General features: G+C 71.9%; 21 protein-coding genes. 13 read left to right on the top strand and 8 right to left on the bottom strand.

All coding sequences use genetic code 11. From position 1 onward, the window contains the following. The first annotated feature begins 30 nt into the window (after nt 1-30). From ACI2LY_RS28350 to ACI2LY_RS28340, 3 genes are read left to right on the top strand one after another with little or no spacing between them, the layout of a single operon-like run. Nucleotides 31-1,431: a tetratricopeptide repeat protein gene (locus tag ACI2LY_RS28350; RefSeq protein WP_404709625.1), complete on the top strand. Its 1,401-nt coding sequence runs from the start codon at nt 31-33 to the stop codon at nt 1,429-1,431. Continuing rightward, complete coding sequence (locus ACI2LY_RS28345) at nt 1,428-3,146, top strand: nickel transporter (protein ID WP_404709624.1); 1,719 nt, start codon at nt 1,428-1,430, stop codon at nt 3,144-3,146. The genes ACI2LY_RS28350 and ACI2LY_RS28345 overlap by 4 nt, the downstream gene beginning before the upstream one ends. 44 nt (nt 3,147-3,190) lie before the next feature. Further along, nucleotides 3,191-4,732, top strand: a complete 1,542-nt coding sequence (locus ACI2LY_RS28340) for a serine/threonine-protein kinase (RefSeq protein ID WP_404709623.1) — start codon at nt 3,191-3,193, stop codon at nt 4,730-4,732. Nucleotides 4,733-4,819: 87 nt separating this feature from the next. On the opposite strand, the gene ACI2LY_RS28335 is transcribed toward ACI2LY_RS28340, so the two are convergent. Beyond that, complete coding sequence (locus tag ACI2LY_RS28335; RefSeq protein ID WP_389004829.1) at nt 4,820-5,614, bottom strand: SGNH/GDSL hydrolase family protein; 795 nt, start codon at nt 5,612-5,614, stop codon at nt 4,820-4,822. A 425-nt stretch (nt 5,615-6,039) separates the two neighbouring features. Between ACI2LY_RS28335 and ACI2LY_RS28330 the strand changes: the two genes are divergently transcribed. From ACI2LY_RS28330 to ACI2LY_RS28310, 5 genes are all read left to right on the top strand, one after another. Beyond that, nucleotides 6,040-6,321: a hypothetical protein gene (locus ACI2LY_RS28330; protein ID WP_404709622.1), complete on the top strand. Its 282-nt coding sequence runs from the start codon at nt 6,040-6,042 to the stop codon at nt 6,319-6,321. Between the two features lie 372 nt (nt 6,322-6,693). After that, nucleotides 6,694-7,512, top strand: a complete 819-nt coding sequence (locus ACI2LY_RS28325; protein ID WP_389004831.1) for a glycosyltransferase family 2 protein — start codon at nt 6,694-6,696, stop codon at nt 7,510-7,512. Further along, on the top strand, nt 7,509-8,495 hold the full coding sequence (locus tag ACI2LY_RS28320) for a glycosyltransferase family 2 protein (protein WP_404709621.1): 987 nt from the start codon (nt 7,509-7,511) through the stop codon (nt 8,493-8,495). The genes ACI2LY_RS28325 and ACI2LY_RS28320 overlap by 4 nt, the downstream gene beginning before the upstream one ends. After that, the gene (locus tag ACI2LY_RS28315; protein WP_404709620.1) at nt 8,492-9,292 is read left to right on the top strand and encodes a polysaccharide deacetylase family protein; all 801 of its coding nucleotides are present in this window, start codon (nt 8,492-8,494) and stop codon (nt 9,290-9,292) included. The genes ACI2LY_RS28320 and ACI2LY_RS28315 overlap by 4 nt, the downstream gene beginning before the upstream one ends. Next, the gene (locus ACI2LY_RS28310) at nt 9,285-12,830 is read left to right on the top strand and encodes a lipopolysaccharide biosynthesis protein (RefSeq protein WP_404709619.1); all 3,546 of its coding nucleotides are present in this window, start codon (nt 9,285-9,287) and stop codon (nt 12,828-12,830) included. The genes ACI2LY_RS28315 and ACI2LY_RS28310 overlap by 8 nt, the downstream gene beginning before the upstream one ends. A gap of 16 nt (nt 12,831-12,846) precedes the next feature. Here ACI2LY_RS28310 and ACI2LY_RS28305 read toward each other — a convergent pair whose 3' ends face one another. After that, nucleotides 12,847-14,262, bottom strand: a complete 1,416-nt coding sequence (locus tag ACI2LY_RS28305) for a xylan 1,4-beta-xylosidase (protein ID WP_404709618.1) — start codon at nt 14,260-14,262, stop codon at nt 12,847-12,849. Between the two features lie 110 nt (nt 14,263-14,372). Between ACI2LY_RS28305 and ACI2LY_RS28300 the strand changes: the two genes are divergently transcribed. Then, on the top strand, nt 14,373-15,482 hold the full coding sequence (locus ACI2LY_RS28300; protein WP_404709617.1) for a DUF5925 domain-containing protein: 1,110 nt from the start codon (nt 14,373-14,375) through the stop codon (nt 15,480-15,482). Nucleotides 15,483-15,521: 39 nt separating this feature from the next. Beyond that, complete coding sequence (locus tag ACI2LY_RS28295) at nt 15,522-16,292, top strand: DUF72 domain-containing protein (protein WP_404709616.1); 771 nt, start codon at nt 15,522-15,524, stop codon at nt 16,290-16,292. Nucleotides 16,293-16,302: 10 nt separating this feature from the next. On the opposite strand, the gene ACI2LY_RS28290 is transcribed toward ACI2LY_RS28295, so the two are convergent. Beyond that, nucleotides 16,303-16,674, bottom strand: a complete 372-nt coding sequence (locus ACI2LY_RS28290; RefSeq protein WP_404709615.1) for a GntR family transcriptional regulator — start codon at nt 16,672-16,674, stop codon at nt 16,303-16,305. 71 nt (nt 16,675-16,745) lie between these two features. On the opposite strand from ACI2LY_RS28290, the gene ACI2LY_RS28285 reads away from it, so the two are divergent. Together ACI2LY_RS28285 and ACI2LY_RS28280 are read left to right on the top strand one after the other, a co-directional pair. Then, nucleotides 16,746-17,675, top strand: coding sequence for a GNAT family N-acetyltransferase (locus ACI2LY_RS28285; protein WP_404709614.1), 930 nt, complete (start codon nt 16,746-16,748; stop codon nt 17,673-17,675). Then, nucleotides 17,656-18,153 (top strand): DUF402 domain-containing protein, encoded by a 498-nt coding sequence (locus tag ACI2LY_RS28280; RefSeq protein ID WP_404709613.1) that lies wholly within the window; start codon nt 17,656-17,658, stop codon nt 18,151-18,153. The genes ACI2LY_RS28285 and ACI2LY_RS28280 overlap by 20 nt, the downstream gene beginning before the upstream one ends. Nucleotides 18,154-18,156: 3 nt before the next feature. Here the strand turns inward: ACI2LY_RS28280 and ACI2LY_RS28275 are convergent, their stop codons facing one another. Then, entirely contained in the window at nt 18,157-18,771 is a 615-nt protein-coding gene (locus ACI2LY_RS28275; protein ID WP_404709612.1) for a class I SAM-dependent methyltransferase, read from the bottom strand. 39 nt (nt 18,772-18,810) lie between these two features. After that, nucleotides 18,811-19,287, bottom strand: a complete 477-nt coding sequence (locus ACI2LY_RS28270) for a GNAT family N-acetyltransferase (RefSeq protein WP_404709611.1) — start codon at nt 19,285-19,287, stop codon at nt 18,811-18,813. A 210-nt stretch (nt 19,288-19,497) separates the two neighbouring features. Here ACI2LY_RS28270 and ACI2LY_RS28265 point away from each other — a divergent pair, with 210 nt between their 5' ends. Then, nucleotides 19,498-20,487: a lytic polysaccharide monooxygenase gene (locus ACI2LY_RS28265; RefSeq protein ID WP_404709854.1), complete on the top strand. Its 990-nt coding sequence runs from the start codon at nt 19,498-19,500 to the stop codon at nt 20,485-20,487. Between the two features lie 61 nt (nt 20,488-20,548). On the opposite strand, the gene ACI2LY_RS28260 is transcribed toward ACI2LY_RS28265, so the two are convergent. From ACI2LY_RS28260 to ACI2LY_RS28250, 3 genes are all read right to left on the bottom strand, one after another. Beyond that, the gene (locus ACI2LY_RS28260; protein ID WP_401633708.1) at nt 20,549-21,403 is read right to left on the bottom strand and encodes an esterase/lipase family protein; all 855 of its coding nucleotides are present in this window, start codon (nt 21,401-21,403) and stop codon (nt 20,549-20,551) included. Between the two features lie 156 nt (nt 21,404-21,559). Then, on the bottom strand, nt 21,560-22,540 hold the full coding sequence (locus tag ACI2LY_RS28255; RefSeq protein ID WP_404709610.1) for a hypothetical protein: 981 nt from the start codon (nt 22,538-22,540) through the stop codon (nt 21,560-21,562). Then, nucleotides 22,537-25,962, bottom strand: coding sequence for a DNA polymerase III subunit alpha (locus tag ACI2LY_RS28250; protein WP_404709609.1), 3,426 nt, complete (start codon nt 25,960-25,962; stop codon nt 22,537-22,539). The genes ACI2LY_RS28255 and ACI2LY_RS28250 overlap by 4 nt, the downstream gene beginning before the upstream one ends. Nucleotides 25,963-26,140: the final 178 nt, after the last annotated feature.

The following is a 26,140-nucleotide window of genomic DNA, read 5'->3' as shown; positions in this document are numbered from 1 at the left end:
CAGCACCATCAGTCGAACCAGGAGAGGGCGATGGGCCCGCGTACGAGTAGTGACGAGCAGACCGACGGCACGCCGGACGGTCGCGTCCGGGGCCGCCGGACGGCGTCGCGGGTGGCCTCGGCCGCCCTGCTGGCCGTCGCCCTGACCGGCGGCGCGGTCGCGTTCGGGGCCGCGCGGGACGGCGGGCGGGTGGCTCCGGCGCCCGCCTCCGCCGCCATGGACCCCGGCGCGCTCGCGGGCGCCGACCCGGACGCGGCCGTCGCCGCGCTCCAGACACACCTGAAGGCGCAGCCCAAGGACCACGACAGCTGGGCCACGCTCGGCCTCGCCTATGTGGAGCAGGCGCGCACCAAGGGAGACCCGGCCCGGTATCCGCAGGCGCAGGCCGCCCTGAAGCGCTCCCTCGCCCTCGCCCCCGGCAACGACAGGGCGCTGGCCGGACAGGCGGCCCTCGCCGCGGCCCGGCACGACTTCACGGGCGCCCTCACCGACGCGGACCGCGTCCTGAAGCGCGACCCCTACGACGAACGCGCCCTGTGCTCCCGCATCGACGCCCTGGTCGAGCTGGGCCGCTACCCCGAGGCGGCTCGGGCCGCCGACACCGCCGACGCGCGCAGGCCGGGCATCCCCGTCTTCACCCGGTACGCCTACGTCCATGAGCTGCGCGGCGACGTCACCACGGCCCGGCGGGTCCTCCAGCAGGCGCTGACCGGCGCGACCTCCCCCGGGGACATCGCCTATGTGGCCACCCAGCTCGGCCAACTGGCCTGGAACCAGGGCGACTACCCGACCGCCCTCACCCAGTACGCCCGCGCCCTGGCCGCCGACGACACCTACCTCCCCGCGCTGGAGGGCCGGGCCCGCGCCCAGGCGGCGAGCGGCCAACAGGCCAGTGCGATCAAGGGACTTGAAACGTTGGTCGGTCGCGCCCCGCTGCCCGGCCCGCTGGTCGCGCTCGGGGAGCTGTACGAGGCCCGGGGCGACAGCGGCGACCGGGAGAAGGCGCGCGCGCAGTACACCCTGGTCCAGGCGTGGATCGCGCTGGCCCGCGCCAACGGTGTCGACGCCGACCTCGACACCGCGCTCGCCGCCGCCGACCACGGGGACAAGGGGGCCGCCCTGCGCGCCGCCCGCGCCGAGTGGGCCCGCAGGCACACCGTCCACACGGCGGACGCCCTCGCCTGGGCGCTGCACGTCAACGGCCACGACGCGGAAGCCCTGGCGCACGCCCGCGAGGCCACCGCCACCGGCTACCGCAACGCCTCCTTCCTCTACCACCGGGGCGTGATCGAACTCGCCACCGGCCACGCGAAAGAGGGCCGGGCGTCGCTGGCGGCGGCGCTGAAGCTGAACCCCGGCTTCTCCCCGCTGGGCGCGGCGGAGGCCCGCAAGGCGCTGAAGGCACTGAAGGCACGGGAGGCGGCCAAGTGAGGCTCCATCGTTCCCTCGCCGTCCTCGCGGGTGCCTGTGCCGTGCTGCTCGGCACCGCCCCGGCGGCGGACGCGCATCCCCTGGGCAACTTCACCGTCAACCGGTACGACGGGCTGGTCGCCGCCCCTGGGCAGCTCCGCGTCACCCATGTGGAGGACATGGCGGAGATCCCGGCGACGCAGGCCAAGCCGGAGCTGGAGCGGCTCGGCACCGGCCAGTGGGCTGAGCTGCGCTGTGCCGAGGCGGCGCGGGGCAGTGAACTCACCGTGGACGGGCGCCGGGTCACGCTCACCGTCTCGACCGCGCGGGCCCAGCTGCGGCCCGGCCAGGCCGGACTGGACACCCTGCGCCTGGAGTGCGCGGAGTCGGCCCCGCTGCCCAAGGGGGCGACGGTGAGCGTCGGCTTCCACAGCGCGGGGGTGTCCTCCGGGCCGGGGTGGCGGGAGATCACGGCGCGGGGCGACCGGATGACGCTGAGCCGGTCCGACGTGCCGCGCAAGTCGGTCTCGCGTGAACTCACCACGTACCCGGCCGACTTGCTGTCCTCCCCCGCCGACACCTCGGCCGCCCGGCTCACCCTGCGACCGGGCGGTACCGCTCTGGCCGCGGAACGGGACGCGCCGGGTGCCTCGGTACTGCCGAGGGGCGCCGACCGCTGGACCCAGGCCCTGAACGACCTGGTCGCCCGCCGCGACCTCACCCTCGGCTTCGCCACGCTCGCGCTGCTCATCGCCGTCGCCCTCGGCGCGGCCCACGCGCTCGCGCCGGGGCACGGCAAGACCCTGATGGCCGCCGCGGCGGCGGCACGCGGCGGGCGGGCCCGGCTGCGGGACGTCCTCCCGCTGGCCGCCTCGGTCACCGTCACCCACACCCTCGGGGTGGTCGCCCTGGGGCTGCTCGTCACGGCCGGTTCCGCCGCCACACCCTCGGTGGTGGCCTGGCTGGGCGTGGCCAGCGGCGCCCTGGTCCTCGGCGCGGGCGCGAACCTCGTACGCCGGGCGTGGCGGGTGCGGGCGGGCGAGGTGGCGCACGGGCACACGCACACGCATGAGGACGTGGCGGAGTCCGGGGCGGGGCACACCGGGGCGGCGGCGGTGGAGGTGGAGGTTGAAGCGCGGGCGTTGGCGCTGGTGGGGGGCGGCCATGGGGACGGGGCACATGTGCACGCGACCCATGGCGCGTCACCACATGTGGCGAGCCCACATAGCGAGGCCGTACATAGCGAGGCCCCACATGGCGAGTCCTCACATGTGCCCGACCACCACCACCCGCACAGCCACCCCCAGGACGCCGACCACACCCACGACCACCCCCACAAACACCCCCTCGTCCACACCCACGGCGGCCACACCCACTCCCACCCCACCGCCCCCACCCTGAAGGGCACGATCCTGCTCGGCTTCGCGGGTGGCCTCGTCCCCAGCCCCTCCGCCGTGGTCGTGCTGGTGGGCGCGGCGGCACTCGGGCAGGCGTGGTTCGGCCTGCTCCTCGTCGTGGCGTACGGCGCCGGACTCGCGCTGACGCTGACGGCGGCCGGCTTCGCCGTGGTCCGGCTCGGCGCGGTGGCCGGGCGGCTGCTGGACCGTGCCCCCGGCCGCCCCGCCCACCCCCTGGCCGCGCTGCTCCGCCGCACGATCCCGCTGGCCTCGGCGCTGGCCGTGCTGGTCCTGGGCGCCGGATTGATGCTCAAGGGGGTCGCAAGCGCTCTCGGCTGAGCTAGGTTGTTCAGGATTCGCGCGACGTGCCATGGGGGGAGCCCGTGTCAGAACAGCCGGGACGCGATCGGTTGATCGCGGGCCGCTACCGTCTGCTGTCCCCGCTCGGCGAGGGCGGCATGGGCACGGTGTGGCGCGCGTACGACGAGGTGCTGCAGCGTGAGGTGGCCGTCAAGGAGGTGCGCGCCCCGGCCGGGCTGCCCGCCGGGGACGTGGAGCGGATGTACGCCCGGCTGGAGCGCGAGGCGTGGGCGGCGGCCCGGGTCGCTCACCCCAACGTGGTCACGGTGTACGACGTGGCGATGGAGGGCGGCCGCCCCTGGATCGTCATGGAGCTGGTGCGCGGCCGTTCGCTGGCCGACATCCTGGAGACGTCCGGCCCGCTGTCCGTGACGGAGACCGCACGCGTCGGCGCGGAGGTGCTGGGCGCGCTGCGTGCCGCGCACGACGTCGGCGTGCTGCACCGGGACGTGAAGCCGGCGAACGTGCTGCTGTCCGACGACGGCCGGGTGGTGCTGACCGACTTCGGGATCGCCTCGGTCGAGGGCAGCTCGGCGCTGACCATGGCCGGAGAGGTCATCGGCTCGCCCGAGTTCCTCTCCCCCGAGCGGGCGTTGGGCCGTACGCCGGGCCCCGAGTCGGACCTGTGGTCGCTGGGTGTGCTGCTGTACGCGGCGGTGGAGGGCGGCTCGCCGTTCCGCCACGACACCCCGCTGTCCACCCTGCGTGCCGTGGTGGACGAACCGCTGCCGCCACCACGCCTCGCGGGCCCCCTCACCCCGGTCATCGAGGGCCTCCTCCGCAAGGACCCCGAGGAGCGGCTGCCCGCCGAACGGGCCGCGTACGACCTGCGGTTGATCGCGGCCGGGGGCACCCCCACGACCCGTGTGCAGTACGTCCCGCCGCCTCCGCCGACCGTCCCGCTGCCGGAGGGCGAACCCGATCCCGGCGTACCCGTGCGCAACCGTCGCGCGGGCGTCGTCCTGGTCGTCGGCGTGCTCGCCCTGGCCCTCGCGCTGGCCGGGCTGACGTACACCCTGCTGAACCGGGACGGCGGCGACCGGGACGAGGGCGGGGGCACCCCGAGCGCGACCGTGGCGACGACCGACGAGCCCCGCTCCCCCAAGCCGACCAGTCACGAGCCGTCGCCGTCGACCTCCCGGAGCAGCGCCCCGCCGAGCAGCAGTGCGCCCGCGCAGTCGGTGAAGGTGTCGCTGACCGGAACGCACACGGAGTACGAGGGGAGTTGTCCGCCGCCGGAGGCGCAGTCGCCGGTGTTCACCGCGACGTTCACCGTGGGCAGGCTGCCCGCCGAGGTGCGCTACCGGTGGAAGCTGAAGCGCGGCTCGTTCGAGGGCGAGGAGTGGCGCACGCTGTCGTTCCCGGAGGGCGGGGGGCGGACGAAGCAGGCGCGGGTGACCGTGCGGACGAAGGACGAGGACGGCAGGTCGGAGAACGCGATCAGCGTGGAGGTGCGTGAGCCGGAGCGGGTCACGTCCGACGAGGTGCCGTTCACCGTGACGTGTGACAAGGCGACGGAGACCCCGTCGGACGGGGCCTCCGCTTCTTCCTCGGTCACACCCTGAGTTTCCTTCGTACGAGTGAGTCCCGTACGGCTCTCTTTGACGGGCTCACTCTGGTGGACCGTGTCGGTACCGGGTGGTTCAGGTGGTTCAGGCGGCGTTGGTGAGCACGGGGAGGTAGCCGCCGGACTGTCCGGCCGCGGTCGGGTGGTACGACTCGCCGATGTTGGTCCAGTTGACGCTGTGCAGCCAGGAGTTGCTGGAGCAGATCTCGTGGCCGGTGAAGGTGGTGCGGACGTCGCCGAAGACGAAGCCGTGGGCCTGGGCGCGCTTCTGGATGGCGCTGTTCATGTAGTCGGACGCGCTGTTGATGGCGGAGCGCTTGGTCTCGGAGAGACCGAGGCAGCTCTGGCCGAGAAGGTAGAAGCGCGGGTAGCCGATGACGACCACACGGGCGGAGGGGGACCTGGCGCTGATCGCGTTGTACACGGCGTCGAGCTTGCCGGGCAGCGTGGAGTCGATGTAGGCGCGGGCGGTGTTGATCCGGGACAGACAGGTGCTGTCGGACTGGATGACACAGGTGGTCATGACGTCGGCGAAGCCCGCGTCGTTGCCGCCGATGGTGAGGGACACCAGGCCGGTCGAGGAGTTGAGCGAGCCGAGCTGGTTCGCGAGGACGTCGTCCGTGCGGGCGCCCGAGCAGGCGTTGAAGGCGAAGGAGGACGGGCCGTGCGCGGCGTTCCAGAGGTAGGGGTACGCCTTGGTGCTGCGGTCGCAGTCGCCGCTGGAGCTGATGTAGCTGCCTGACCCGACTCCGGAGGAGTAGGAGTCACCGAGCGCCACATAGCCGCCGGTGGCGGCCTGCGACGATCCGGCACCGGCGAAGGTGAAGCCGGTGGCGAGGAGGAGTGAAGCCACGTATGCCGCAATTCGGGTACGTCTCATGGAACCTCCCTTTAGCAGGATCTCTGCCACAACTTTGGTACCAGCTACGCGCGTTGACGGGAAGTGTTCATGCCAAAACAATTTCGGTTCTCAACCATGATCGGCCGATGGCACTGACGCCCCGCCATATAGCACAAGTCACAGGCGGGTTCAGGCACAATCCCCCGGAAGGGTCACGGGGACAGAGGTCGTCTTGACGCCCCCGGAGCGACTGGGCCACATTGAAGCCCGGCATCCGGCGCGTCGGGGGGCAAAGTCGGCCCATGCGGTCCTCAACTGGCAACAGATCCACGGCAGATGGCTCCAGAGCAGCTGCCACGGCAGATGGTGAAGGCAGAGCGCGGGCGGGACCGGGGAGGGACCTGCCACCGCTGCTCGCCGGAGCCGCGACCGGCACCGCCGCGTGTGGCGCGCTGCTCGCGCTCATGGACTCCGGGTCACCGCTGCGCGGACCGTGCGCGCTGTTCTTCCTGCTCGCCGCTCCCGCCCTGGCGATCGCCCTGGCACTGCGCGGGCTGGACCCGTTCGGGCGGCTGATCACCGCGCTCGCGGGGGCGGTCGCGCTCGACATGCTGGTCGCTCAGGCCATGTTGACCGTGCACCGCTGGTCGGTGCCCGGCGGGATCGTCGCCGTGACCGTGCTCAGCCTGCTGATCCTGCTGGCCACCCGGCTCAGGAGGGGAGTAAATCAGGCCAAAGTTTCGTAACGGCCAAACCAACTGATTCGTGAGACCACGTCCAGGTCTTGCGATTCTGCTTCTATCGTCAATACCGTCGTACATCTCACCCACATCGGTCCGTCGCCCACGGTTCAGGGGAGGGCTCGGAGCCGTGACGCACCGGGGTGAGGCGCGGTAGGGGGGTGCCGTGCTCGGTGACCGCACCAGGTGACCGGGCCGTGCCGCGCGACCGGAGGTCCTCGAACGCTCGGGGGCCCGGTCAGCTTTGCCAGCTCGTCTTTCCGGCCCGGAGCGCGTTTCGCCGTGCCGCGACCAAGGGCGAGAACCCCCCTTTCGAACCGGACACACAGCCGGGCCGCCCGGGGGCGGGCGGTCCACCGGACGAGAGGGACCACAGTCATGAGTTCTGTTCTGCGCACGCCGGGTCCGGACCAGGAGCCGCTGCTCTCGGCCCACTACCGGCCCATCTCCTCGCATCTGGCGATCACTCCGCCGGTGAGCGTGGTGATCCCCGCCATGAACGAGGCGGAGAACCTGCCGTACGTCTTCAAGACGCTGCCGGACTGGATTCACGAAGTGGTCCTGGTCGACGGCGACTCCACCGACGACACCGTGGAGGTGGCCCGTACGCTGTGGCCGGACGTGAAGGTCGTCGCCCAGCGCGGCAAGGGCAAGGGGGACGCCCTGATCAGCGGCTTCGAGGCGGCCTCCGGCGACATCATCGTGATGGTCGACGCGGACGGCTCGGCCGACGGCGAGGAGATCGTCTCCTACGTCTCCGCGCTGGTCTCCGGCGCCGACTTCGCCAAGGGCTCCCGGTTCGCCAACGGAGGCGGCACCGACGACATGACCTTCATCCGCAAGCTGGGCAACTGGGCGCTGTGCACGGTCGTCAACCGCAAGTTCGGCGCCCGCTACACCGACCTCTGCTACGGCTACAACGCCTTCTGGCGGCACTGCCTGGACAAGATCGACCTGGACTGCACCGGCTTCGAGGTCGAGACGCTGATGAACATCAGAGTGGTCAAGGCCGGGCTGAAGGTGCAGGAGATCCCCAGCCACGAGTACCTCCGCATCCACGGCACCAGCAATCTGCGCGCCGTGCGGGACGGGCTGCGGGTCCTCAGAGTGATCCTCCAGGAGCGCTCCAACCGCCGTGCGCTGCGCCGGGGACGACGCTCGCCGCTGACGGACTCCCGGCGGGGAGCGTCGTCTTGACCGCTCCGGGCATCTCCGTCGTGATCTGTGTGTACACCGAGGACCGCTGGGCGGACATCCTCGCGGCGGTCGACTCGGTGCGCGGCCAGTCCCACCCGGCGCTGGAGACCCTGCTGGTGGTGGACCACAACACCGCGCTGCTGGACCGGCTGGCCGCCGAATTCAAGGAACCGGACGGCCCGGTGCGGGTGTTGGCCAACGCCGGTCCGCGGGGTCTGTCCGCGGGCCGCAACACCGGGGTCGCCGCGTCGAAGGGCGAGGTGATCGCGTTCCTCGACGACGACGCCGTGGCCGAGCCGGACTGGCTGCGCCACCTCGCCGAGGGGTACGCCGACCCGCGTGTCCTGGCGGTCGGCGGCCGGACCGAGCCGGTGTGGGCGTCGGGGCGGCGGCCGGTGTGGTTCCCGGAGGAGTTCGACTGGGTGGTGGGCTGCACGTACCGGGGGCTGCCGCCCGGCCGGGTCCGGGTGCGCAACGTGCTGGGCGGCAACGCCTCCTTCCGGCGGACCGCGTTCGAGGTGACGGGCGGCTTCGCCACCGGTATCGGCCGGGACGGCGACCGGCGCCCGCTGGGCTGCGAGGAGACGGAGCTGTGCATCCGCCTCAGCCGTGCCCGCCCCGACGCCATCCTCCTCATCGACGACCGTGCGGTGATCCACCACCGGGTGCCCGAGGTCCGCGAGCGCTTCGCCTACTTCCGCACCCGCGCCTACGCCGAGGGCCTGTCCAAGGCGCTGGTGGCGCGGAGCGTGGGTGCGGCGAAGGGGCTGGAGTCCGAACGGCGTTACACCACGCGGGTGTTGCCCGCCGGGATCGCGCGCGGGCTGCGGGACGCCCTGTTCGCCCGGCCGGGCGGCGCCGGGCGCGCGGGCGCGATCGTCGCGGGGGTGCTCACCGCGGCCGGTGGGTACGCCGTCGGCAGCGTGCGCGCCCGGCGCGGCGGGGCCCGGTTCGCGGTGCCGCCGGTGGAGGTGGGCGGATGACCGGGACGGCGGTACCGATCCTGATGTACCACGCGGTGGCGGCCGCGCCCAACGACGCGACCCGGACCCTGTCGGTCGCGCCGGAGGCGTTCGCGGAGCAGATGGCGCTCATCGGCGACCTGGGCCTGACCCCGATCACCACCGCGACGCTCGCCGCCCACTGGCGCTACCGGCGCCCGCTGCCCGCCCGGCCGGTGCTGATCACCTTCGACGACGGCTACGAGGGCGTCCACCGGCACGCCCTGCCGGTGCTCGCCAAGCACGGTTTCCCGGCGACCCTGTTCGCCTCCACCGGCTGGATCAGGGGCCCCTACGACACCGGGGGCGGTCTGGACGCCATGCTGGACTGGCCCCAGGTGCGCGAACTCGCGGACAGCGGTGTGGAGATCGGCGGCCACAGCCACAGCCATCCGCAGCTCGACCAGCTGGACGACGCCGCGCTCGCCGCCGAACTGGAGCACAGCACCGGCATCCTCACCGACGAACTGGGCGCGCGCCCGCTGTCGTTCGCCTATCCGTACGGTTACTCCAGCCGCCGGGTCCGTGCGGCCGTGCGGGCGGCGGGGTACACCCAGGCGCTGGCGGTCGGCAACGCGCTCGCCCGGCGCGGGCAGGGCCCGTACGCGCTCAGACGGGTCACCGTGCGGCGGGCCACGGGGGTGGCCGAGTTCGAGCGGCTGCTCCAAGGCCGGTCCGTCGCACGGGACTTCGCCAAGGACCGGGCGCTGACCAAGGGATACGCACTCGTGCGAAGAGCACGCCAGGTCTGCCGGAAGGCCATTCGCTCCCGTGTCTGACACGACCACCGCCCAAGAGGCCGCCCCGGCCGTCGCCGCGCCGGGGCGCCGCCCACGACTGCCCGTGCTGGGGCGCGCGTTCGGCGGCAACCCGCTGTTCCGCAACGCCTACGCGCTGATGCTGAACACCGGCATCTCCGCCGTCCTCGGTCTCGGCTTCTGGCTGGCGGCGGCACGCTACTACTCGGAGTCGGCGGTCGGGCAGGGCTCGGCCGCCATCGCCGCGATGAAGTTCCTCGCGGGACTGACCGCGGTGACGCTGACCGGGGCGCTGGCCCGCTTCATCCCGGTCGCGGGACGCGCCACCGCTCGGCTCATCTTCCGTACGTACGCAGGAAGTTCGCTGGTGGTGGCGGTGGCGGCGGGGGTGTTCCTGCTGACGCTGGACGTGTGGGGGCCGTCGTACCGGTTCCTGCACGGGCCGGTGGGCGGGCTCGGTTTCGTCGCGGCGGTCGTCGCCTGGAACGTGCTCACGCTGCAGGACGGGGTGCTGACCGGGCTGCGCAGCGCGCCGTGGGTGCCGGTGGGCAACACGGTGTTCTCGGCGGTGAAGCTGGGGCTGCTGGTGGCGTTCGCGGTGGCGATCCCGGCCGCCGGGGTCTTCGTGTCCTGGGTCGCGGCCATCGCCACCTCGGTGATCCCGCTGGGCTGGCTGGTGTTCCGGCGGCTGGTCCCCCGGCACACGGCGGCGACGGAGGGGCGGGCGCAGCCGCCGACGCTGCGGGAGATCGGCCGGTTCCTGGCCGGCGACTACACCGGTTCGCTGTTCTCGCTCGGGGTGGTCTACCTCGTCCCGGTGATCATCGCGTCGCAGGTCAGCGCCGAGGACAACGCGTACTTCTACATCACCACCACCATCGGCGGCACCACCAACCTGCTCGCCATCAACATGGGCGCCTCGCTCACGGTGGAGGGCTCGCACGACCCGGCGCGGCTGGCCGCCAACACCCGGGCGGCGCTGAAGCGGATGGCCCGGATCATGCTGCCGGTCGCGAGTGTCCTCTTCGTCGGCGCCCCGTGGATTCTCGGCGTGTTCGGCGCGGGGTACGCGGACGCGGCGACCCCGCTGCTGCGCTGGTTCGCGGTCGGCGCGGTGCTGCGGGTGGTGATGGAGACGTACTTCGCGGTGCTCCGGGCGCAGAGCCGGACCGCCGGACTGGCGTGGCTCCAGGGGCTGTTGTGTGCGCTGGTGCTGGGTCTGACCTTGCTGCTGCTGCCCCGGATGGGGCTGACCGGCGCGGGGGTCGCGGAGATCTCCAGCCTGGCGGTGATCGTAGCGATCGCCTCGCCGCGCCTGTGGCGCGTCATCCGGCGCGGCCCTGTGACCGCGTCCCCGGACGGCGACCTGGCCGACCTGGGCCCCGGTGAGGCGCCCGCGGCCGGGAGCACCCGGCGGGCACCCTCCTGGGTGGTGGACACGGAAGAGGAGGCAGGGACAGTGGAGTCGGTGGACGCGCCCTTCGAAGTGGCGCCGCCCGAAGAGGGGTTGAGGGAGCCGGAGCCCGTCCCGGAGGACACTCCCCCGAGCCACCGTTCCCTGGCGCCGACCCGGACCGGTGTGCTCCTCGGCTGCCTGCTGACCGCGGCGCTGGTGCTCTACTGGGTGCCCGCGCTGCGCCTGACCGACGCCGCGCTGGACGGGATGGGCGGCCTCGGCCTGGTCTCGGTGCTGCCCCTGCCGACGCTGGTCGGCGCCGCGCTGCTAGTCACGGTGTTCGCCGCGCTGCTGTGGCTGCGCCGGGAGCACCGGGCGCTGCTGCTGCTCACCCTGGTGGCGACGGTGGTGTCGCTGCACGCGCTGCCCGCCGTGATCGAGAGCGCGCCCCGGTTCCCCACGGCGTGGCAACACCTGGGCTTCCTCGACTACATCGACCGCACCGGTTCGACCGTGCCCGATCTGGACGCCCGCTGGAGCTGGCCGGGCTTCTTCGCGGTGCTCGCGTTCGCCGCGAAGGCGTGCGGGGTGTCCGACCTCACCGAGGTGATCCGCTGGTGGCCGACGGCCATCCAACTCGCCTATCTGGCACCGATGTTCCTACTGACCCGCTCGCTGCGGGCGAGCTGGCGGGCCCGGTGGACCGGGGTGTGGCTGTTCGCGCTGAGCGGCTGGGTCGGGCAGGACTACTTCTCCCCGCAGGGCTTCACCTATCTGCTGTATCTGGTGTTCGTGGCGGTCCTGTTGGTGTGGTTCCGGGCCCCGCACATGATCTGGTCCCGGTTCCGGCCCGGCGAGTCCGAGGTGGAACGCACCGACCGGCGTCAACGGGTCGTGCTGCTCCTGGTGTTGATCGCCCTGTTCCTGGCCTGTGTCCCGGCCCACCAGCTCACCCCGTTCGTGATGCTCGGGGTGCTCACGGCCCTGGTGCTGCTCGGCCGGTGCGAACTGCGCGGGCTGCCGCTGCTGTTCGCGGTGGTGGTGGCGGTGTGGGTCGGCTTCATGGCGGAGCCGTACTGGTCGGGGCACTTCGACGAGCTGTTCGGTGGGCTCGGCGGGGTCGGCGGCAATGTGTCGACCTCGGTCTCCGGCCGTATCCAGGGCGGGAGTTCGACCCACAAGCTGGTGCTGTACACCCGGGTGCTGCTGGCCGGTTCGGTGCTGGCGCTGGCCTGCTGGGGCTGGTGGCGGCGGCGCGAGCACGGCTACCGCGAACGCTCGCTGCCGGTCCTGGCGTTCGTGCCGTTCCTGGGCTTCGGCATGCAGTCGTACGGCGGTGAGATGGCGCTGCGTGTCTTCATGTTCGCGCTGCCGGGCGCGGCCCTGCTGGGGGCGCTCGCGCTGTTCCCGCGTACCGGCGCGAAGGAGCAGCGAAGGGGCCGGGCGAGTCTGGCCGCGCTGCTGGCGGGGCTGCTGCTGATCGGCGGTTTCCTGGTGGCCCGCTGGGGCAACGAGCCGTTCGAGCGGACCCGGCCCGGCGAGGTCGCGGCGATGGACTGGGTGTACGCCCATGACAAGCCGACGGTACGGCTGCTGTGGCTGACCACGGACACGGTGAACGATGTGACTCCGGCGCTGGCCTGGGGTGCGCGGGACATGGAGCGGGTGAGCTATGTGCCGACGCTCGCACCTCCCGACCCGGTGCTGGTGTCCGGGCTGGTCAAGGCGCTGAAGGACGCGGGTCCGAACTCGTATCTGATCGTCAATGAGAGCCAGGTCCGCTATCTGGAGCTGGACGCGGGCTATTCGGCGGCCTGGGAGTCCCGGCTGACCCGCACGCTGGACGGTCGTGCGGAGCTGTCCAAGGTCCTGGTGAACGGGGACGCGACCGTGTACGCGCTGCGCGGGGGCGGGTCGGCGCCGGTGCCCGAGCCGGACCCCGGTCCGATCGGGCCGCAGATCACCTGGACGCCGTGGTCGGTGGTGGGGGCGCTGGCCGCCGCCGTACTGATCCTGCTGCTGGCCGCGCGGGAGGTGGTGCGGGTGGCGGCCCGGCCGAGCGTGGGCGGGCTGCGCCGGGTGCAGGGCGGTTTCTGGTTCGCGCTGCCGCTGCTGGCGGTGGTGCTGGCGTCGCTGGTGCAGCGGTTCCTCACGATGAGCTGAGGGGGGGTGAAGTGGCTCAGCGGTCGAGCCACTTCACCTCGTGGCCGCGCAGCTCGAACCGTCTGCCGTCGACTTGGGCGCTGACCGGGCGGTCCAGGGTGTTCACCACCAGGACGGTGTCCCGGCTCGCCAGCACGCGGAGGTTCGGGCGGTCGTCGGCGGCGACGGACACCTTCTCGTACCGGGTGCCGGGCGGGAACGCCTGGCCGAAGCGGGAGACGAGGTCGTACATGGGCAGCTTTTGGCCGCCATCGCTGTCACCGGTCGGGGTCCACAGGCAGCCGGGGCACGCGGTGCCGCTCTGCTTCTCCGGGTTCCAGTAGAAGCCGGATTCGGCGCCGCCCTCGGCCATGGCGATCAGCCCGGTGGCGTGCACGGCGATCCGGCGGTCCTCGGACCAGCCCTCACGCCGGTCCTGGGAGTCGGCGGGCTCCACGTAGTACTCGGCCCACCACAGCGGGAGGCCGTGCGTGCGCTTACGCACCCACTCCCCCACGGCCGTGAACTTGGCGGTGGCGGCGAACTCGTCGGGCAGCAGCTCGTCGTCGTTGGTGTAGCTGGAGCCGTCGACCACGACGAAGTCGGCGCCGGTCTTGTGGGCGTTCCAGTAGTCGAAGGCGTCCAGCACGCGCTGGTCCATGGCTCCCCAGGGGCCGCGGACCTGCGCGGAGGCGTCGGCGGCGCGGGGGTCGACACTGTCCATGGGGAGGTAGGGGCCGCCGACGAGGTTGTCCGGGTCCGCCTTCTTCAGCGCCGCGCGGACCAGGTTGTACAGCTTGGTGTAGCCCTCGTAGTCCCAGCGGCCCTCCCCTTCGTTCCAGAACCCCTTGAACTCGTTCCAGACGACGAAGTGGCGTACGTCGGGGTAGCGGCGGGCGACGGTGGCGGCGAGGTCGGCGTAGTCCTGGTAGTGCGCCGGGTCGGGGGCCCGCTCCAGCGAGTCCTGGCTCCAGTCGGTGGTGCCGACGCCGGACCGGCCGCCCTTCATCCAGTCCGGGGCGCAGCACAGGGTGATGACGGGGGTGCCGCCGGAGGCGCGGATGAAGTCGATACGGCGGTCCAGGGCGCCGAAGTCGTAGTGGCCTTTCACCGGTTCGGGGTTGTCGGCGCCCCAGCCCATGATGGCCTGGTCCTGCGGGAGTCCGCCGTCGCCCTTGAGCAGCCGCGCCACCCGCTCGCCGCCGCCGCCCTGGTCGGCGCTGTACTGGGTGTGGGTGAACCCCCAGCCCACGGAGGGGTGGACGGGTCCGGCCGGGGCGGCGGGCGTGCCGTGCACCTTGTCGCCGTCACGGGAGGTGCCGCTTATGTCGGCGCCGCGGCCGGGGAGCGTGTTCAGCAGGGTCACCAGCAGCGCCAGCGCGGTCACCCCCACGCCGAACAGGGCGGTGAGCCGCCACCGCCGTGCCCCCGTGTACCACCGATGACTGCCCATCAGTTCCACAGTAACGGCGGAATCCCGGCGTCGGGCGTGAGTTGGGAACACCTGGGGACAAGCGGCGGAATTGCCGTGCGCGTGCTGCGTCGGTGCCCGATCATGTCGGCATGTCTGTGAACCCGCACGACGCGCTGCCGATCCGGCTGAACGTCGACGACTCCGACTCGCCCTCCGACGTCGTCGACGCGCTGTTCCTCGGCCGCTTCGCCACGGGTGAGCAGCCGTTCGCGCACGCGGCCAACATCGACCGGGTCCGCTCCGAGGCGACCCTGCTGCCCGACGGCGCCCGGGTGCTGCGGGTGGCCCGCGACGAGGACCGCAGCGCGACCCTGGCGGAGGGTGACGGCTGGACCCTGCTGGTCTCCCGCTGGAACCGGGGCGCGGACGTCACGGTGACCGCGACCACCGCCGAGCTGGCCAAGGACGTCCTCGGCCGGGCCACCGACGGCGCGGCCGACGAGCCCGCCCCGCAGCCGGACGACGTCACGATGGGGTTCTGGTACGTCTCGCCCCGGCGCGGCCCGCACCGCACCACCCGGCAGATCGCGGCAGGCACCTGGGAGGAGGTGCGGGCCAACTACACGGCACCGGTGGCGCAGGCGATGGACCGGCTGATGAAGACGACACCGGAGGACATCGCGGGCCGCCTCCTGCTGCTGCACGGCCCGCCGGGCACCGGCAAGACCTCCGCGCTGCGCACGCTGGCCCGGTCGTGGCGCGAGTGGTGCCAGGTGGACTGCGTACTGGACCCGGAGCGGCTCTTCTCCGACGTGGGCTATCTGATGGACATCGCCATCGGCGAGGAGGACGGCACGGGGAAGGCCCGCTGGCGGCTGCTCCTGCTGGAGGACTGCGACGAGCTGATCCGGGGCGAGGCCCGGCACACCGCGGGGCAGGCGCTGTCCCGGCTGCTGAACCTGACCGACGGGCTGCTCGGGCAGGGCCGCAACGTCCTGGTGGGGGTCACCACCAACGAGGACCTGGAGCGGCTGCACCCGGCCGTGGTCCGGCCCGGCCGCTGTCTGGCCCGGATCGAGGTGGGCCCGCTGACCCGCCCGGAGGCGGTGAGCTGGCTCGGCGACCAGGCCGCGGAGCACGAGAGCGACCTGGGGCGGGACGGCTCGACGCTGGCCGAGCTCTACGCGCTGCGCCGGGGCACGGCACCGACCTCGGTGCCGGGGGCGCGGGAGGGGGCGGACGCGGGGCTGTACCTCTAGCGCGTGTCGGGCCCGCGCCCGGATGTTTTCATGGGGGGTATGACCCTGTTCGTCGGTACGTCGGGGTGGCAGTACAAGAGCTGGCGGGGCGTGTTCTACCCGGCGGGCGTGCCGGTGCGGCTGTGGCTGGAGGAGTACGCGAAGCGGTTCGCCACGGTGGAGCTGAACAACGCGTTCTACCGGCTGCCGTCCCGCGAGAACTTCGAGGCGTGGCGGGAGCGGCTGCCCGAGGGCTTCGTGGTGGCGGTGAAGGCGAGCCGCTATCTGACCCACATCAAGCGGCTGCGGGACCCCGAGGAGCCGGTGCACCGGCTGATGAGCCACGCCGAGGGGCTGGGCGCCGACCTGGGCCCGGTGCTGCTCCAGCTCCCGCCGACCCTGCGCGCGGACCCGCCGCTGCTGGACGCGTGCCTGGCCTGCTTCCCGGCGAGTACGCGGGTCGCGGTCGAGCCGCGCCACGACTCCTGGTGGACGCCGGAGACCCGCGAGGTGCTCCAGGCCCGGAAGGCCGCCCTGTGCTGGGCGGACCAGCTGGGCCGTCCGGCCGGTCCGCTGTGGCGCACCGCCGACTGGGGCTACGTCCGCTTCCACCGTGGCCGCGCCAAGCCGTGGCCGCGCTACGGCACCCAGGCGCTGGAGTCCTGGGTGGAGCGCGTCGCCACCACCTGGCCGGACGGGCAGAACGTGTACGCCTACTTCAACAACGACCCGAGGGGCGCGGCGGTGAAGGACGCGGCGGAGTTCGGGAGCCTGGCGCGGCGGGCCGGGCTGGAGGTGACGCGGACGCCGGAGCCGTGGGCGCGGCGGTGAGCGCGGTCGCTCAGTCGGTGCCGTAGGCGGCGCGCAGCGCGTCACGGACGGCGGCCAGCGCCTCGTCGTGGTCGAGGCCGAGCCGCCGGGCCCGGTCGGCGTACGCCTGCGCGGCCGTGCTCGCCTCGCGGGTGGCGGCGGGACCGGCGGCGGCCACGAAGGTGCCGTTGCGCCCCCTGGTCTCGATCACGCCGTCCGTCTCCAGGGCCCGGTACGCCTTGGCGACGGTGTTCACGGCGAGGCCGAGGGACTCCGCGAGTCCGCGCACGGTGGGCAGCCGGTATCCGGCCGGGAGGGCGCCCGACCGCGCCTGCTCGGAGATCTGCGCCCGGACCTGCTCGTACGGCGGCGCGCTGTCATCGATGTGGATCTTCAGGCTCACAGGGCCGATTCTCCCGCACCGGGCGGAAAATGAGAGGCACTCCGGCGAGGCCGCCCGTACGGTGCGTGCACATGACCGTACTCGTGCGCGATCTGCGCCCCGACGTACTGGCCGACACCGAGGGTTTCACCGAGGTTCGACGGCTGGCGCTGCCCTACATCCTGTTCACCCCCGCATCGGTGCGCCATGTCCTCACCCGGAGCCATCCGGACGCGAGGTTCCGCTCGCTGGTCGCGGAGGAGGACGGCGAGGTGATCGGCACGGCGCAGGTGGCGCTGGCGCACGACAGCACGGAGCCGGGGCAGGCGTATCTCAATGTCCATGTCCGCCCGGACCGCACCGGCCGGGGTGCGGGGCGGCTGCTGGTCGCCGCCGCCGAGGAGTATCTGGGCTCGCTGGGCGCCACCCGGCTGTACTCCTGGGTGCTGGACGAGCCCGCGAGCGTGCGGTTCGCCGAACGGCACGGTTACCGGCCCGGCCGCCCGGCCCGCTTCCTCCGTCTCGACCTGGCGAACGGCGTGCTCCCGCCGCTGCCGGACACCCCGCCCGGCGTGGAGCTGCGCACGGCGGCCGACTTCGCGGCGGACCCGCGTCCGCTGTTCGAGCTGGACGCGGAGTCGGTGGCGGACGAGCCCGGCGAGGTCACGCTGGCCTACTCGGACTACGAGGCGTGGTTGGAGGAGACCTGGAAGCATCCGCTGCTCGACCTCGACCTGACCATGGTCGCGGTGACCGACGGCCGCCCGGTCGCGTTCAGCGTGGCCTACACCGACGGCGGCACCCGCTACTTCACCGCGATGACCGGCACCTCCCGTGCCTACCGGGGCCGGGGCCTGGCCAAGCTCGCCAAGCTGCACTCGCTGTACCGGGCCCGCACGGCCGGCCTCACCGAGGCGTTCACCGGGAACGACGCGGGCAACGGCCCGATGATCGCCATCAACAAGTGGCTCGGCTACGAGTTCTGCGCCACGGAGGTGCGCTATGTCCGCGAACTCGGCTGATTCCTCCGGTGAGTTGGAGATCGTGCTCATCAAGGCGGGCCGCACGAAGATCCGCTACCCGGCGGCCCTGCTGACGGACGACGGCACGCGCGTCTCCGTACGCGCCCCCTGGGCGGGCGAGGGCGTGCGCGACTTCGGCTTCGTCCGTTTCGAGCCCGGCGACGTGTTCACCGAGCACTACTGGCGGGACCGCTGGTACGCGGTGAAGGAGGTCCGCGCCCAGGACGGCACCCTGAAGGGCTGGTACTGCGACATCACCCGCCCCGCCGTCCGCTCCGGCACCGAACTCGTGGTGGAGGACCTCGACCTGGACCTGTGGGTCTCCGGCGACGGCAGGACCGTACTCCGGCTGGACGAGGACGAGTTCACCGCGAGCGGCCTGCCGGAACGCGACCCGGAGGCAGCGGCCGCCGCCCGGTCCGCCCTGGACGAACTGGAGACGCTGGCCCGCGCGGACGGCCTCACGGCCCTGCTCTGAGCCTCACACCTCGGCCACCACCGCGTACCGCTCGTCGCTGACGGACTTGCCCCACAGCAGCGGGTCGTCGGACAGCGGCTCGACGCGTATCCGTCCGGCGAGGGGTGCCAGCAGCCCGGTGAGCCGGTCGACGGGTATCCCGGCCGGGGTGACGGTCCCCCAGACGCCCTCGACCAGCACGAACCGTCCGCCGGGGCGCAGCAGGGTGCGCCAGTGCCGCAGCACCTCGGCGGGGTCGGGCAGCGTCCACAGCACATGCCGGACGAGGATCACGTCGTAGCCTTGTTCCACCACCGGTGGGACGGCCGCGTCCCCGCGCAGTACGCGGGCGTCCCGCCCGGCGAGCTTGGCGCGGGCCCGCTCGACCATGGCCGGGGAGGCGTCGACCCCCGTCACCCGGTGCCCCTGCTCGGCGGCGAGCAGCGCGAGACTCCCGGTCCCGCACCCGAGGTCGAGCACGTCCGAGGGCTGTCCGGGCAGCCATCCCCGGAGCCTGTCGGCCCACGCGGCCCGTATCTCGGGCGCGCGCAGCCCGTGATCCGGTTCGTCGTCGAAGACGGGGGCCTGGGCGTCCCAGTCCACGTCCGTCCCGGCGGTCCACTCACTCGCGTCGCTCATACCGCAAGCGTGCCATCCGGCACTGACAATGAGGTTCCGTCAGCGCTCCAGCGGCTTGCGGTAGTGGAGGCGGTCGTAGGGCCCGTCGACGCGGCGGTCCACCAGCTCGTAGCCGTAGCGGGGGTAGATCCGCTGGTTCTCCCACATCAGGGCGTTGGTGTAGAGCCGGATCTCGGAGAGTCCGAGGGCGCGGGCGTGGGCCTCCACGAAGCGCAGCAACCGGCGGCCGACGCCCCGGCCGTGGGCGTCGGGGTGTACGGCGATGCTGTCGAGGAGGAGATGGTCGGGGTGGGCGCGGACGACCACGAGTCCGGCGATCCCGAGTCCGGCGCCGGGCTCCTCCGTGACGAAGACACACCCCGCTTCGACGTCGGCCATGTGGTCCGCCTCCATGGGCTGAGGCACCACACCGATGCGCGCGATGTAGGGGCGGTAGGCCGCGTCGGTGACCGCGCGCACGGCGGGCACGTCGGCGGCCGTGGCGGCGCGGACCGGGGCTTCGGGGTGATCGTTCATACCGGGCACGGTAGCGACCTGAGCCCAGTCTGAGCACGGCCTTAAGCGGACCATAAAGATCGCCTCAACAGGCTCGGAGCAGGCGAATCCTCCGCCGTACGGGGTTAGTTTCTGACCGTCCCCCCACGGGACCAGCCCCCCTCTTCCGGCGCACCCTTCCGAGGAGTTCCGATGCCCTTCGCCACGCCCTCGAGTCCGCACGGGCGGCGGATGCCGCGGCTGCGGGCCGCCGCCACCGCGGCCGCGCTCGGCCTGGCGCCGCTGGCCCTGAGCGTGCTGGCCGCCGCGCCCGCGTCCGCGCACGGTTCGATGGGTGATCCGGTCAGCCGGGTCGCGCAGTGTTTCGCGGAGGGCCCGGAGTCCCCGAAGTCGGCGGCCTGCCAGGCGGCCGTGGCAGCGGGCAGCACCCAGGCGCTCTACGACTGGAACGGCATCCGGATCGGTGACGCGGGCGGCCGCCATCAGCAGCTGATCCCCGACGGCGAGCTGTGCAGCGCCGGGAACGACGAGTTCAAGGGCCTCGACCTGGCCCGCGCCGACTGGCCCGCGACCGCGGTGCACAGCGGCCCGTACACCTTCAAGTACCGGGTGACCGCCCCGCACAAGGGCACCTTCGAGGTCTACGCGACCAAGCCCGGCCACGACCCGGCGAAGCCCCTGGCCTGGTCCGACCTGGACCTGGCGCACCCGGTGGCGAAGTCCACGGACCCGGTCGCCACGGACGGTTTCTACACGTTCTCCGGCACGCTCCCCGACCGTACGGGCAGGCAGCTGCTGTACGCGGTGTGGCAGCGCTCGGACAGCCCGGAGGCGTTCTACTCCTGCTCGGACGTCGACTTCGGCGGCGCGGCGGCAACCAAGGCCGACACCGTCAAGGCGGCCCCCGCCCCCACCTCGGCCGCACCCACTCCGACGCCCACCGTCTCCACCCCCTCGGAGCGGCAGATCGCGGCCGGTGCCGACCGCTCCACGGTGGAACACCACGGCCACGGCGACGACGACCCGAGCACCTCGGCGAAACCGGTGACTCCCACCCCCAACACCCCGCAACCAGCAGGCACTTCGGTCCCCCTGGCCGAGACAGGCACCCCCACCGGAACCTCCTACGCGGCCATCGGCGGCGCCGCCGCACTGGCCCTCGGTTCAGCCGCGCTGTTCCTCTCGGTGCGCCAGCGCGCGACGGGCCGGAACCCGCGCTGACCACCCCTCTGAACGCGGGGCCCTGCCGGGCGGCTCAGGCCGGGCAGGGCCCCGAGCCATGTCAGCTGAAGGCGGACGCGCAGGAAGTGGCCGTGGCGTGGGACGGGTCGAGCGCGTTGGCCACCTCGTGGTAGGCGATGCGGTCGAAGATGCCGATCGCGACGTGTTCGGACAGGTCGAGCGGGCACAGGTCCTGGAGGAGGACGTTGCGGACGTCGGAGCCGGTCAGGTACTGGGTGCGCCAGGGGGTGACGACCTCGTCGTACTTGGTGGCGATGACGGTGTAGTGCACTCCGGGGACGGTGTCGCCGCCCGCGTTGAGTTTGGTCAGGAAGGCCGAGTTGGTGATCTGGTCGGCGAGGGCGGGCGTACTGGCCTTGATCAGGTTCTCGGCGCCGGGGAAGTACGGCAGCAGGTTGGTGAGGCCGTTCAGGTCGGTGCCGTGGTTGCTGGGGGCGATCCCGACGAGCGCGTTGACCTTGGCGGACCCGCCGAGGAACTTCAGGTAGTACCGGGGCATCATGCCGCCCTGGGAGTGGCCGACGAGGTCGGCCTTGGTGGCTCCGGTGGCGGTGAGCACCTTGTCGACGAAGGCGGAGAGCTGCTCGGCCGACTTGTCGATGGGACCGAGCCCGTAGAAGACGGGGACGCCGGGCAGCTGCCCGTAGTCGAGGGAGAAGACGCAGTAGCCGCGCTCCTTGAGGTACGGAGCGAGCGACACCCAGTTGGTGACGGAGTTGCCGAGCGTGCCGTGGACGAGGACGACGGGACGCGGGTGGGCGGCGGAGGGCTTGCAGGAGTAGTCGTTCCAGCCACTGCTGGGAGCGGCGTGGGCGGTGGCGGCGGGAACGGTGGCGAGCGCGGCGGCCAGGACCAGCGCGGCGAGCGGTCTGAGCGCTCGCTTCCAGGGCAGCATCGTGTGATCTCCTTGCGGCTCAAGGGAGAAGGTGCACGGCCTAACCCTGTGATCCGGATCACGGGATGCTGTTCACTCGTCAAGTTACGGACGAGTAGTGCAACTGTGAAGTTACGCGTCGGTAAAAAGTTCTCTCACTCACGCACCTTGTGCTACTCAGGCCGCGAGCGTCCCCGGCATCACCGCGCGGGGCCCGAACTTGGCGCGCGCCAGGTCGGCGACCTCCTCGATCCGGCGGACCTTCTCGTCCACGGGGTCGAAGGTGAGCTGGTGCGCGGCCTCCCCGGCCGGGGTCAGCCCCTCGGCCCGCAGGGCGAGCGCCCGCACCCGCGCCCGCTGGAGCCCGAGCGCCTCGTACATGCCGTACGCCGCCCTGGTGAGGTCGGCCGAGTGCGCGGTCGGCTCGGCGAGGGTGCGCCCGCGCACCGTGGTGGAGCGGTCGGCGTAGCGCACGGTGAGCGTCAGGGAGCGGCAGACGTGCTCCATCTCCCTTAGCCGCGACCCCAGTTCCTCGGCGTCGGCCAGCAGCGCCCGCCGGTGCCGGCCGGGGTCCAGCTCGTCCACGCCGAAGGACCGCTCGGCGGCCACCGACCGGGAGACGGCGTTCGGCACGACCCGCCCCCGGTCGACCCCGTTGGCCCGCTCCCGCACCTCACGGGCGACCTTGGCCCCGACCAGCCGCTGAAGCGTGGCGGGCGGCGCGACGGCGACCCGCCCGAGGGTGTCCAGCCCGTACTCGCACAGGGTCCGGGCGGTCGCCATACCGACACCGGGCAACGCGACCACGGGCAGCCCGGCGAGGAACTCGGCGACGGCACCGGGCCCCTCGGGAACGGCGCACACCCTCCCCGGCCGGGCGTCCCGCAGCGCCATCCGGGCCAGCATCGGCCCCGGCCCGGCCCCCACCACGCAGTCGACCCCGTACCGGGCGAGCGCCCGTACCCGGATCAGCGCGGCCAGTTCCACCGGCCCCCGCCCGAAGTACCGCTCGGCCCCCCGGAGATCGGCCAGCGCCCCATCGGGCGGCAGCCCCTCCACCACCGGGGTGAACTCCTCCAGCAGCCGGAGCAGTTCGGACAGCTCGAGCTCACGGTCACCGTCGCCCGCGTTCCGAAAACGCACACAGAGAATGGTCATCCCGCACTCCCCGGACTCTGATGCCACAACTTCCGCATGGCGGAAGGCGCTTGCTCGGACACCTCCTGACCCGCAGGCCGCAGGTCGGCCCAGGGATGCATCTGGAAGCCGGTGGACATGCGAATCGTCCGCCCGCCACTGCTCCCCTCCCCCTCCGGAACGGGCTCGGCCAGCCGCGCCGCGACCCGCTCCAGCCCACCCTCGGCCCGCAGCTCGGCGAGTTCGGCCAGGTTCCAGGCGACCGACCCGACCACACTCAGACTGCGCGGCCCCCGCCGCTGCACCACTCCCCGCACCAGCAGCAGCCACGAGTGGAAGACGGTATGCGCGCACGCGTCGTGCGAGTCATCGAAGAAGGCCAGATCGACCAGCCCGGTCCCGTCGTCCAACGTGCTGAAGATGACCCGCCGACCCGACCGGATGGGCGGCGTCTGGGTGGCCGCCTTGGCCCCCGCGACCAGCACGGTCTCGCCATGCCGCGCCGCACGCAGCCGCCGGGCGGACACCACACCCAGCTCCTCCAGGAAGCCCTGGTAGTCGTCCATCAGATGATGGGAGACGTCCATGGACAGCACACCCAGCTCGGCACTGAGCCGCTCGGCGTCCGACAGATCGGGCAGCCCGGCGGCAGCGGTACGCCGACCACCCCCCAGCGGAAGCTGATCCCCACGCCCACCGCGGGCCCCCCGGTGCAACTCGGCCAGATGCAACTGAAGATCACGCCGGTTGGCACCGAAGGCATCCAACGCCCCCACCTGCGCCAGCCGTTGCGCCAACGGCCGCCCCGGCCGCCCCCGCTCCCAGAAGTCCAGCAGGGACGCGTACGGCTGCCCCTCGGCGATCCGGGCGGCCTCCGCCTCACTGATCCCATGCACATCGGCAAGGGCGAGCCGCACCCCCCACACACCAGACACCAGTTCGATTCGATGATCGACGCCCGACACATTCACATCCAACGGCAGCACCGGCACCCCGAGCCGCCGCGCATCAGCCAACAGCAACCGCTTCGGATACATACCAGGATCATGCGTGAGCAGCCCGGCATAAAAAGCAGCAGGGTAATGCGCCTTGAGCCACGCCGACTGATAGGTAGGCACAGCAAAAGCAACAGCATGCGCCTTGCAGAACCCATAGGACCCAAAAGCCTCAACAATCTCCCAGGTCCGCCGCACAGTATCGGCGTCGTACCCCCTCCCCTCAGCCCGCTGCCCGAACCACACCCGAACCCGCCCCTGAGCCTCAGAATCGGAAAGCAACCGCCGCACAGCATCAGCCTCCCCCCGCCCACACCCGGTCATAACCACGAGAATGTCAATAATCTGCTCGTGAAAAACCACCACACCATAGGTATCCCGCAACACTGGCTCAAGATCCGCATGCGGATACCGCACAGGAGCCCGCCCATGCCGAGCCTCAATAAAAGGCCGCACCATGTCAGCAGCAACAGGACCGGGCCGGAACAACGAAATATCAACAACAAGATCCCCAAAACAATCAGGCTGAAGCCGCCCGACGAGATCCCGCTGCCCAGGCGACTCGATCTGAAAACACCCAAGCGTCTCAGTCGACCGAATAAGCCGATACGTATCCTCATCCCCCTCAGGCAAAGCATCCAGATCGACCCGCTCCCCGGAGGCCCGCTCCACCTCGGCGACGGCATGCGCCATGGCCGACTGCATCCGCACCCCGAGCACATCCAACTTCAGCAGCCCGAGTTCCTCCACGTCCTCCTTGTCGAACTGCGACATGGGCAGCCCCTCCCCACTGGTCGGCATCACCGGAGTACGCCGAAGCAGCGAGGAGTCGGACAGCAGAACCCCACAAGGATGCATGGCAACGCCACGCGGCAAGGCATCGAGCGCCTCCACCAACTCCCACAACACCCCGTACCGCTCCTGCTCCCCCGCGAGCCCCTTCAACTCGGGCAACTCGGCAAGCGCGACCCGAGCATCCCGAGCCCGCACATGCGGAAAAGCCTTGGCGACCCGATCGATCTCGGCCGGGTCCATGGAAAGAGCGGCCCCCACATCCCGAATGGCATGCCGCACCCGATAGGTCTCCGGCATGGCAACGGTAGCGACCCGCTCACCACCAAACCGCCCGATAATAGCCCGATAAACCTCAATACGCCGAGCAGACTCCACATCCACATCGATATCAGGAAGAGCAACCCGCTCCCGCGACAAAAACCTCTCCATGAGCAACCCATGAGCCACCGGATCAGCATGAGCAATACCCAACAAATGATTCACCAAAGACCCGGCCCCGGACCCCCGGGCAGCAACCCGAATCCCCATCCCCCGCACATCATCGACAACCTGAGCAACGGTCAAAAAATAAGACGCATACCCGTGATACCCAACAATTTCCAGCTCCTCATGCATGCGCTCCCAGTACTCCCGCCGCCCGGAATACCCCAGACGCACCATCCCCGCGACGGCCCGGGAAGCAAGCGCCCGCTGAGCCCCCCGCCGCCCCGCGCCCACGAGCCGCCCCTCAGGAAACCGCACACTCCCGATCCCCAGATCATCCTCGGGATCGACGACACATTCCTCGGCCGTACCCAAGGTGTGCTCCACCAGCCGCACCGCCACCCCCGGCGGATACCCGGCGGCAGCCACCACCCGCTCGGCGACGGCCAGCATCTCCCCCGCCCCCTTCAACCAGGCTTCACCGGAGTCGAGCCCCTTCCGCGGATCAATGGGAACGAGCCGCCGAGCGGCATCCAGCACATCGGCAACGCGCCCCTGCCCTGGATCGGCATACCGCACGGCATTGCTGAGCACAGGCCGCACCCCTTGCTCCACGGCGAACCCGAGAGCACGAGCGGCAAGCCGCAGCGACCCGGCCCCCGTACCGTCCACCCCGTGCCAGACCACCTCGAGCCGCAGAGAGGCGTCCCCGAAGACCTCCCGCCAGGGCCCGAGCAACCGAGCAGCCCGATCAGGCCGCCCGGCGATCAGCGCCCGCCCCACATCGGAGTCGGGCCCGAGCAGGACGACCACACCCTCCCCCCGAAGCGCTTCCCAGGGCAGCAGCGGCCGAGCACCCCCACCCGCCCACGCAGCCGTGACCATCCGACACAACTCGGCCCACCCCAGAGCCCCGTCCCGAGCCAGAAAGGTCACCCGAGGAGCCGACTCATCAACAAAGGCACCCCCACGCACCGGAACAGGCCGCCGCACCCCACCAGAGCCGCCCTCCCCCCTGAAACCAACCCCGAGATCAACCCCGAAGACCGGCCGCACCCCACTCCCCGCACAAGCCTTGGCAAACCGAACAGCCCCGGCAAGGGAGTCCCGATCAGTAAGGGCCAGCACATCCATGCCCCGCTCGGAGGCACGGGAGGCCAGCCGCTCCGGATGCGAGGCCCCGTACCGCAGGGAGAACCCGGAGACGACCCGCAAATGCGCGAACGTCACCCCAGCACCTCCCACCACTCAATCGAACACCCGTTCCATCACCACCATACCCCCACTATCGAACGCACGTACGATGAGCACAACAGAACCCCTCACCTGCGAAAACGCAGAGGAAGCGGCACGGCGGGACGGCCGGAGACGGCGGCGAGGGGACGTGCCGGGGGGTGTCCGCCCGCAG

Origin of the sequence: Streptomyces sp. NPDC002176, from assembly GCF_044903645.1 — a bacterium.
In the GTDB taxonomy this organism is placed as follows: domain Bacteria; phylum Actinomycetota; class Actinomycetes; order Streptomycetales; family Streptomycetaceae; genus Streptomyces.
Note: the sequence above shows the minus strand (reverse complement) of the source record. Positions and strands in the feature narration are given on the sequence as shown.

Excerpts from the sequence above, each read along its gene's own strand:
- ACI2LY_RS28350 (WP_404709625.1), top strand. The coding sequence starts at position 31 with ATGGGCCCGCGTACGAGTAGTGACGAGCAGACCGACGGCACGCCGGAC.
- ACI2LY_RS28335 (WP_389004829.1), bottom strand. The coding sequence starts at position 5,614 with ATGAGACGTACCCGAATTGCGGCATACGTGGCTTCACTCCTCCTCGCC.
- ACI2LY_RS28330 (WP_404709622.1), top strand. The coding sequence starts at position 6,040 with ATGGACTCCGGGTCACCGCTGCGCGGACCGTGCGCGCTGTTCTTCCTG.
- ACI2LY_RS28325 (WP_389004831.1), top strand. The coding sequence starts at position 6,694 with ATGAGTTCTGTTCTGCGCACGCCGGGTCCGGACCAGGAGCCGCTGCTC.
- ACI2LY_RS28315 (WP_404709620.1), top strand. The coding sequence starts at position 8,492 with ATGACCGGGACGGCGGTACCGATCCTGATGTACCACGCGGTGGCGGCC.
- ACI2LY_RS28305 (WP_404709618.1), bottom strand. The coding sequence starts at position 14,262 with ATGGGCAGTCATCGGTGGTACACGGGGGCACGGCGGTGGCGGCTCACC.
- ACI2LY_RS28300 (WP_404709617.1), top strand. The coding sequence starts at position 14,373 with ATGTCTGTGAACCCGCACGACGCGCTGCCGATCCGGCTGAACGTCGAC.
- ACI2LY_RS28295 (WP_404709616.1), top strand. The coding sequence starts at position 15,522 with ATGACCCTGTTCGTCGGTACGTCGGGGTGGCAGTACAAGAGCTGGCGG.
- ACI2LY_RS28285 (WP_404709614.1), top strand. The coding sequence starts at position 16,746 with ATGACCGTACTCGTGCGCGATCTGCGCCCCGACGTACTGGCCGACACC.
- ACI2LY_RS28280 (WP_404709613.1), top strand. The coding sequence starts at position 17,656 with ATGTCCGCGAACTCGGCTGATTCCTCCGGTGAGTTGGAGATCGTGCTC.
- ACI2LY_RS28275 (WP_404709612.1), bottom strand. The coding sequence starts at position 18,771 with ATGAGCGACGCGAGTGAGTGGACCGCCGGGACGGACGTGGACTGGGAC.
- ACI2LY_RS28270 (WP_404709611.1), bottom strand. The coding sequence starts at position 19,287 with ATGAACGATCACCCCGAAGCCCCGGTCCGCGCCGCCACGGCCGCCGAC.
- ACI2LY_RS28265 (WP_404709854.1), top strand. The coding sequence starts at position 19,498 with ATGCCGCGGCTGCGGGCCGCCGCCACCGCGGCCGCGCTCGGCCTGGCG.
- ACI2LY_RS28260 (WP_401633708.1), bottom strand. The coding sequence starts at position 21,403 with ATGCTGCCCTGGAAGCGAGCGCTCAGACCGCTCGCCGCGCTGGTCCTG.
- ACI2LY_RS28255 (WP_404709610.1), bottom strand. The coding sequence starts at position 22,540 with ATGACCATTCTCTGTGTGCGTTTTCGGAACGCGGGCGACGGTGACCGT.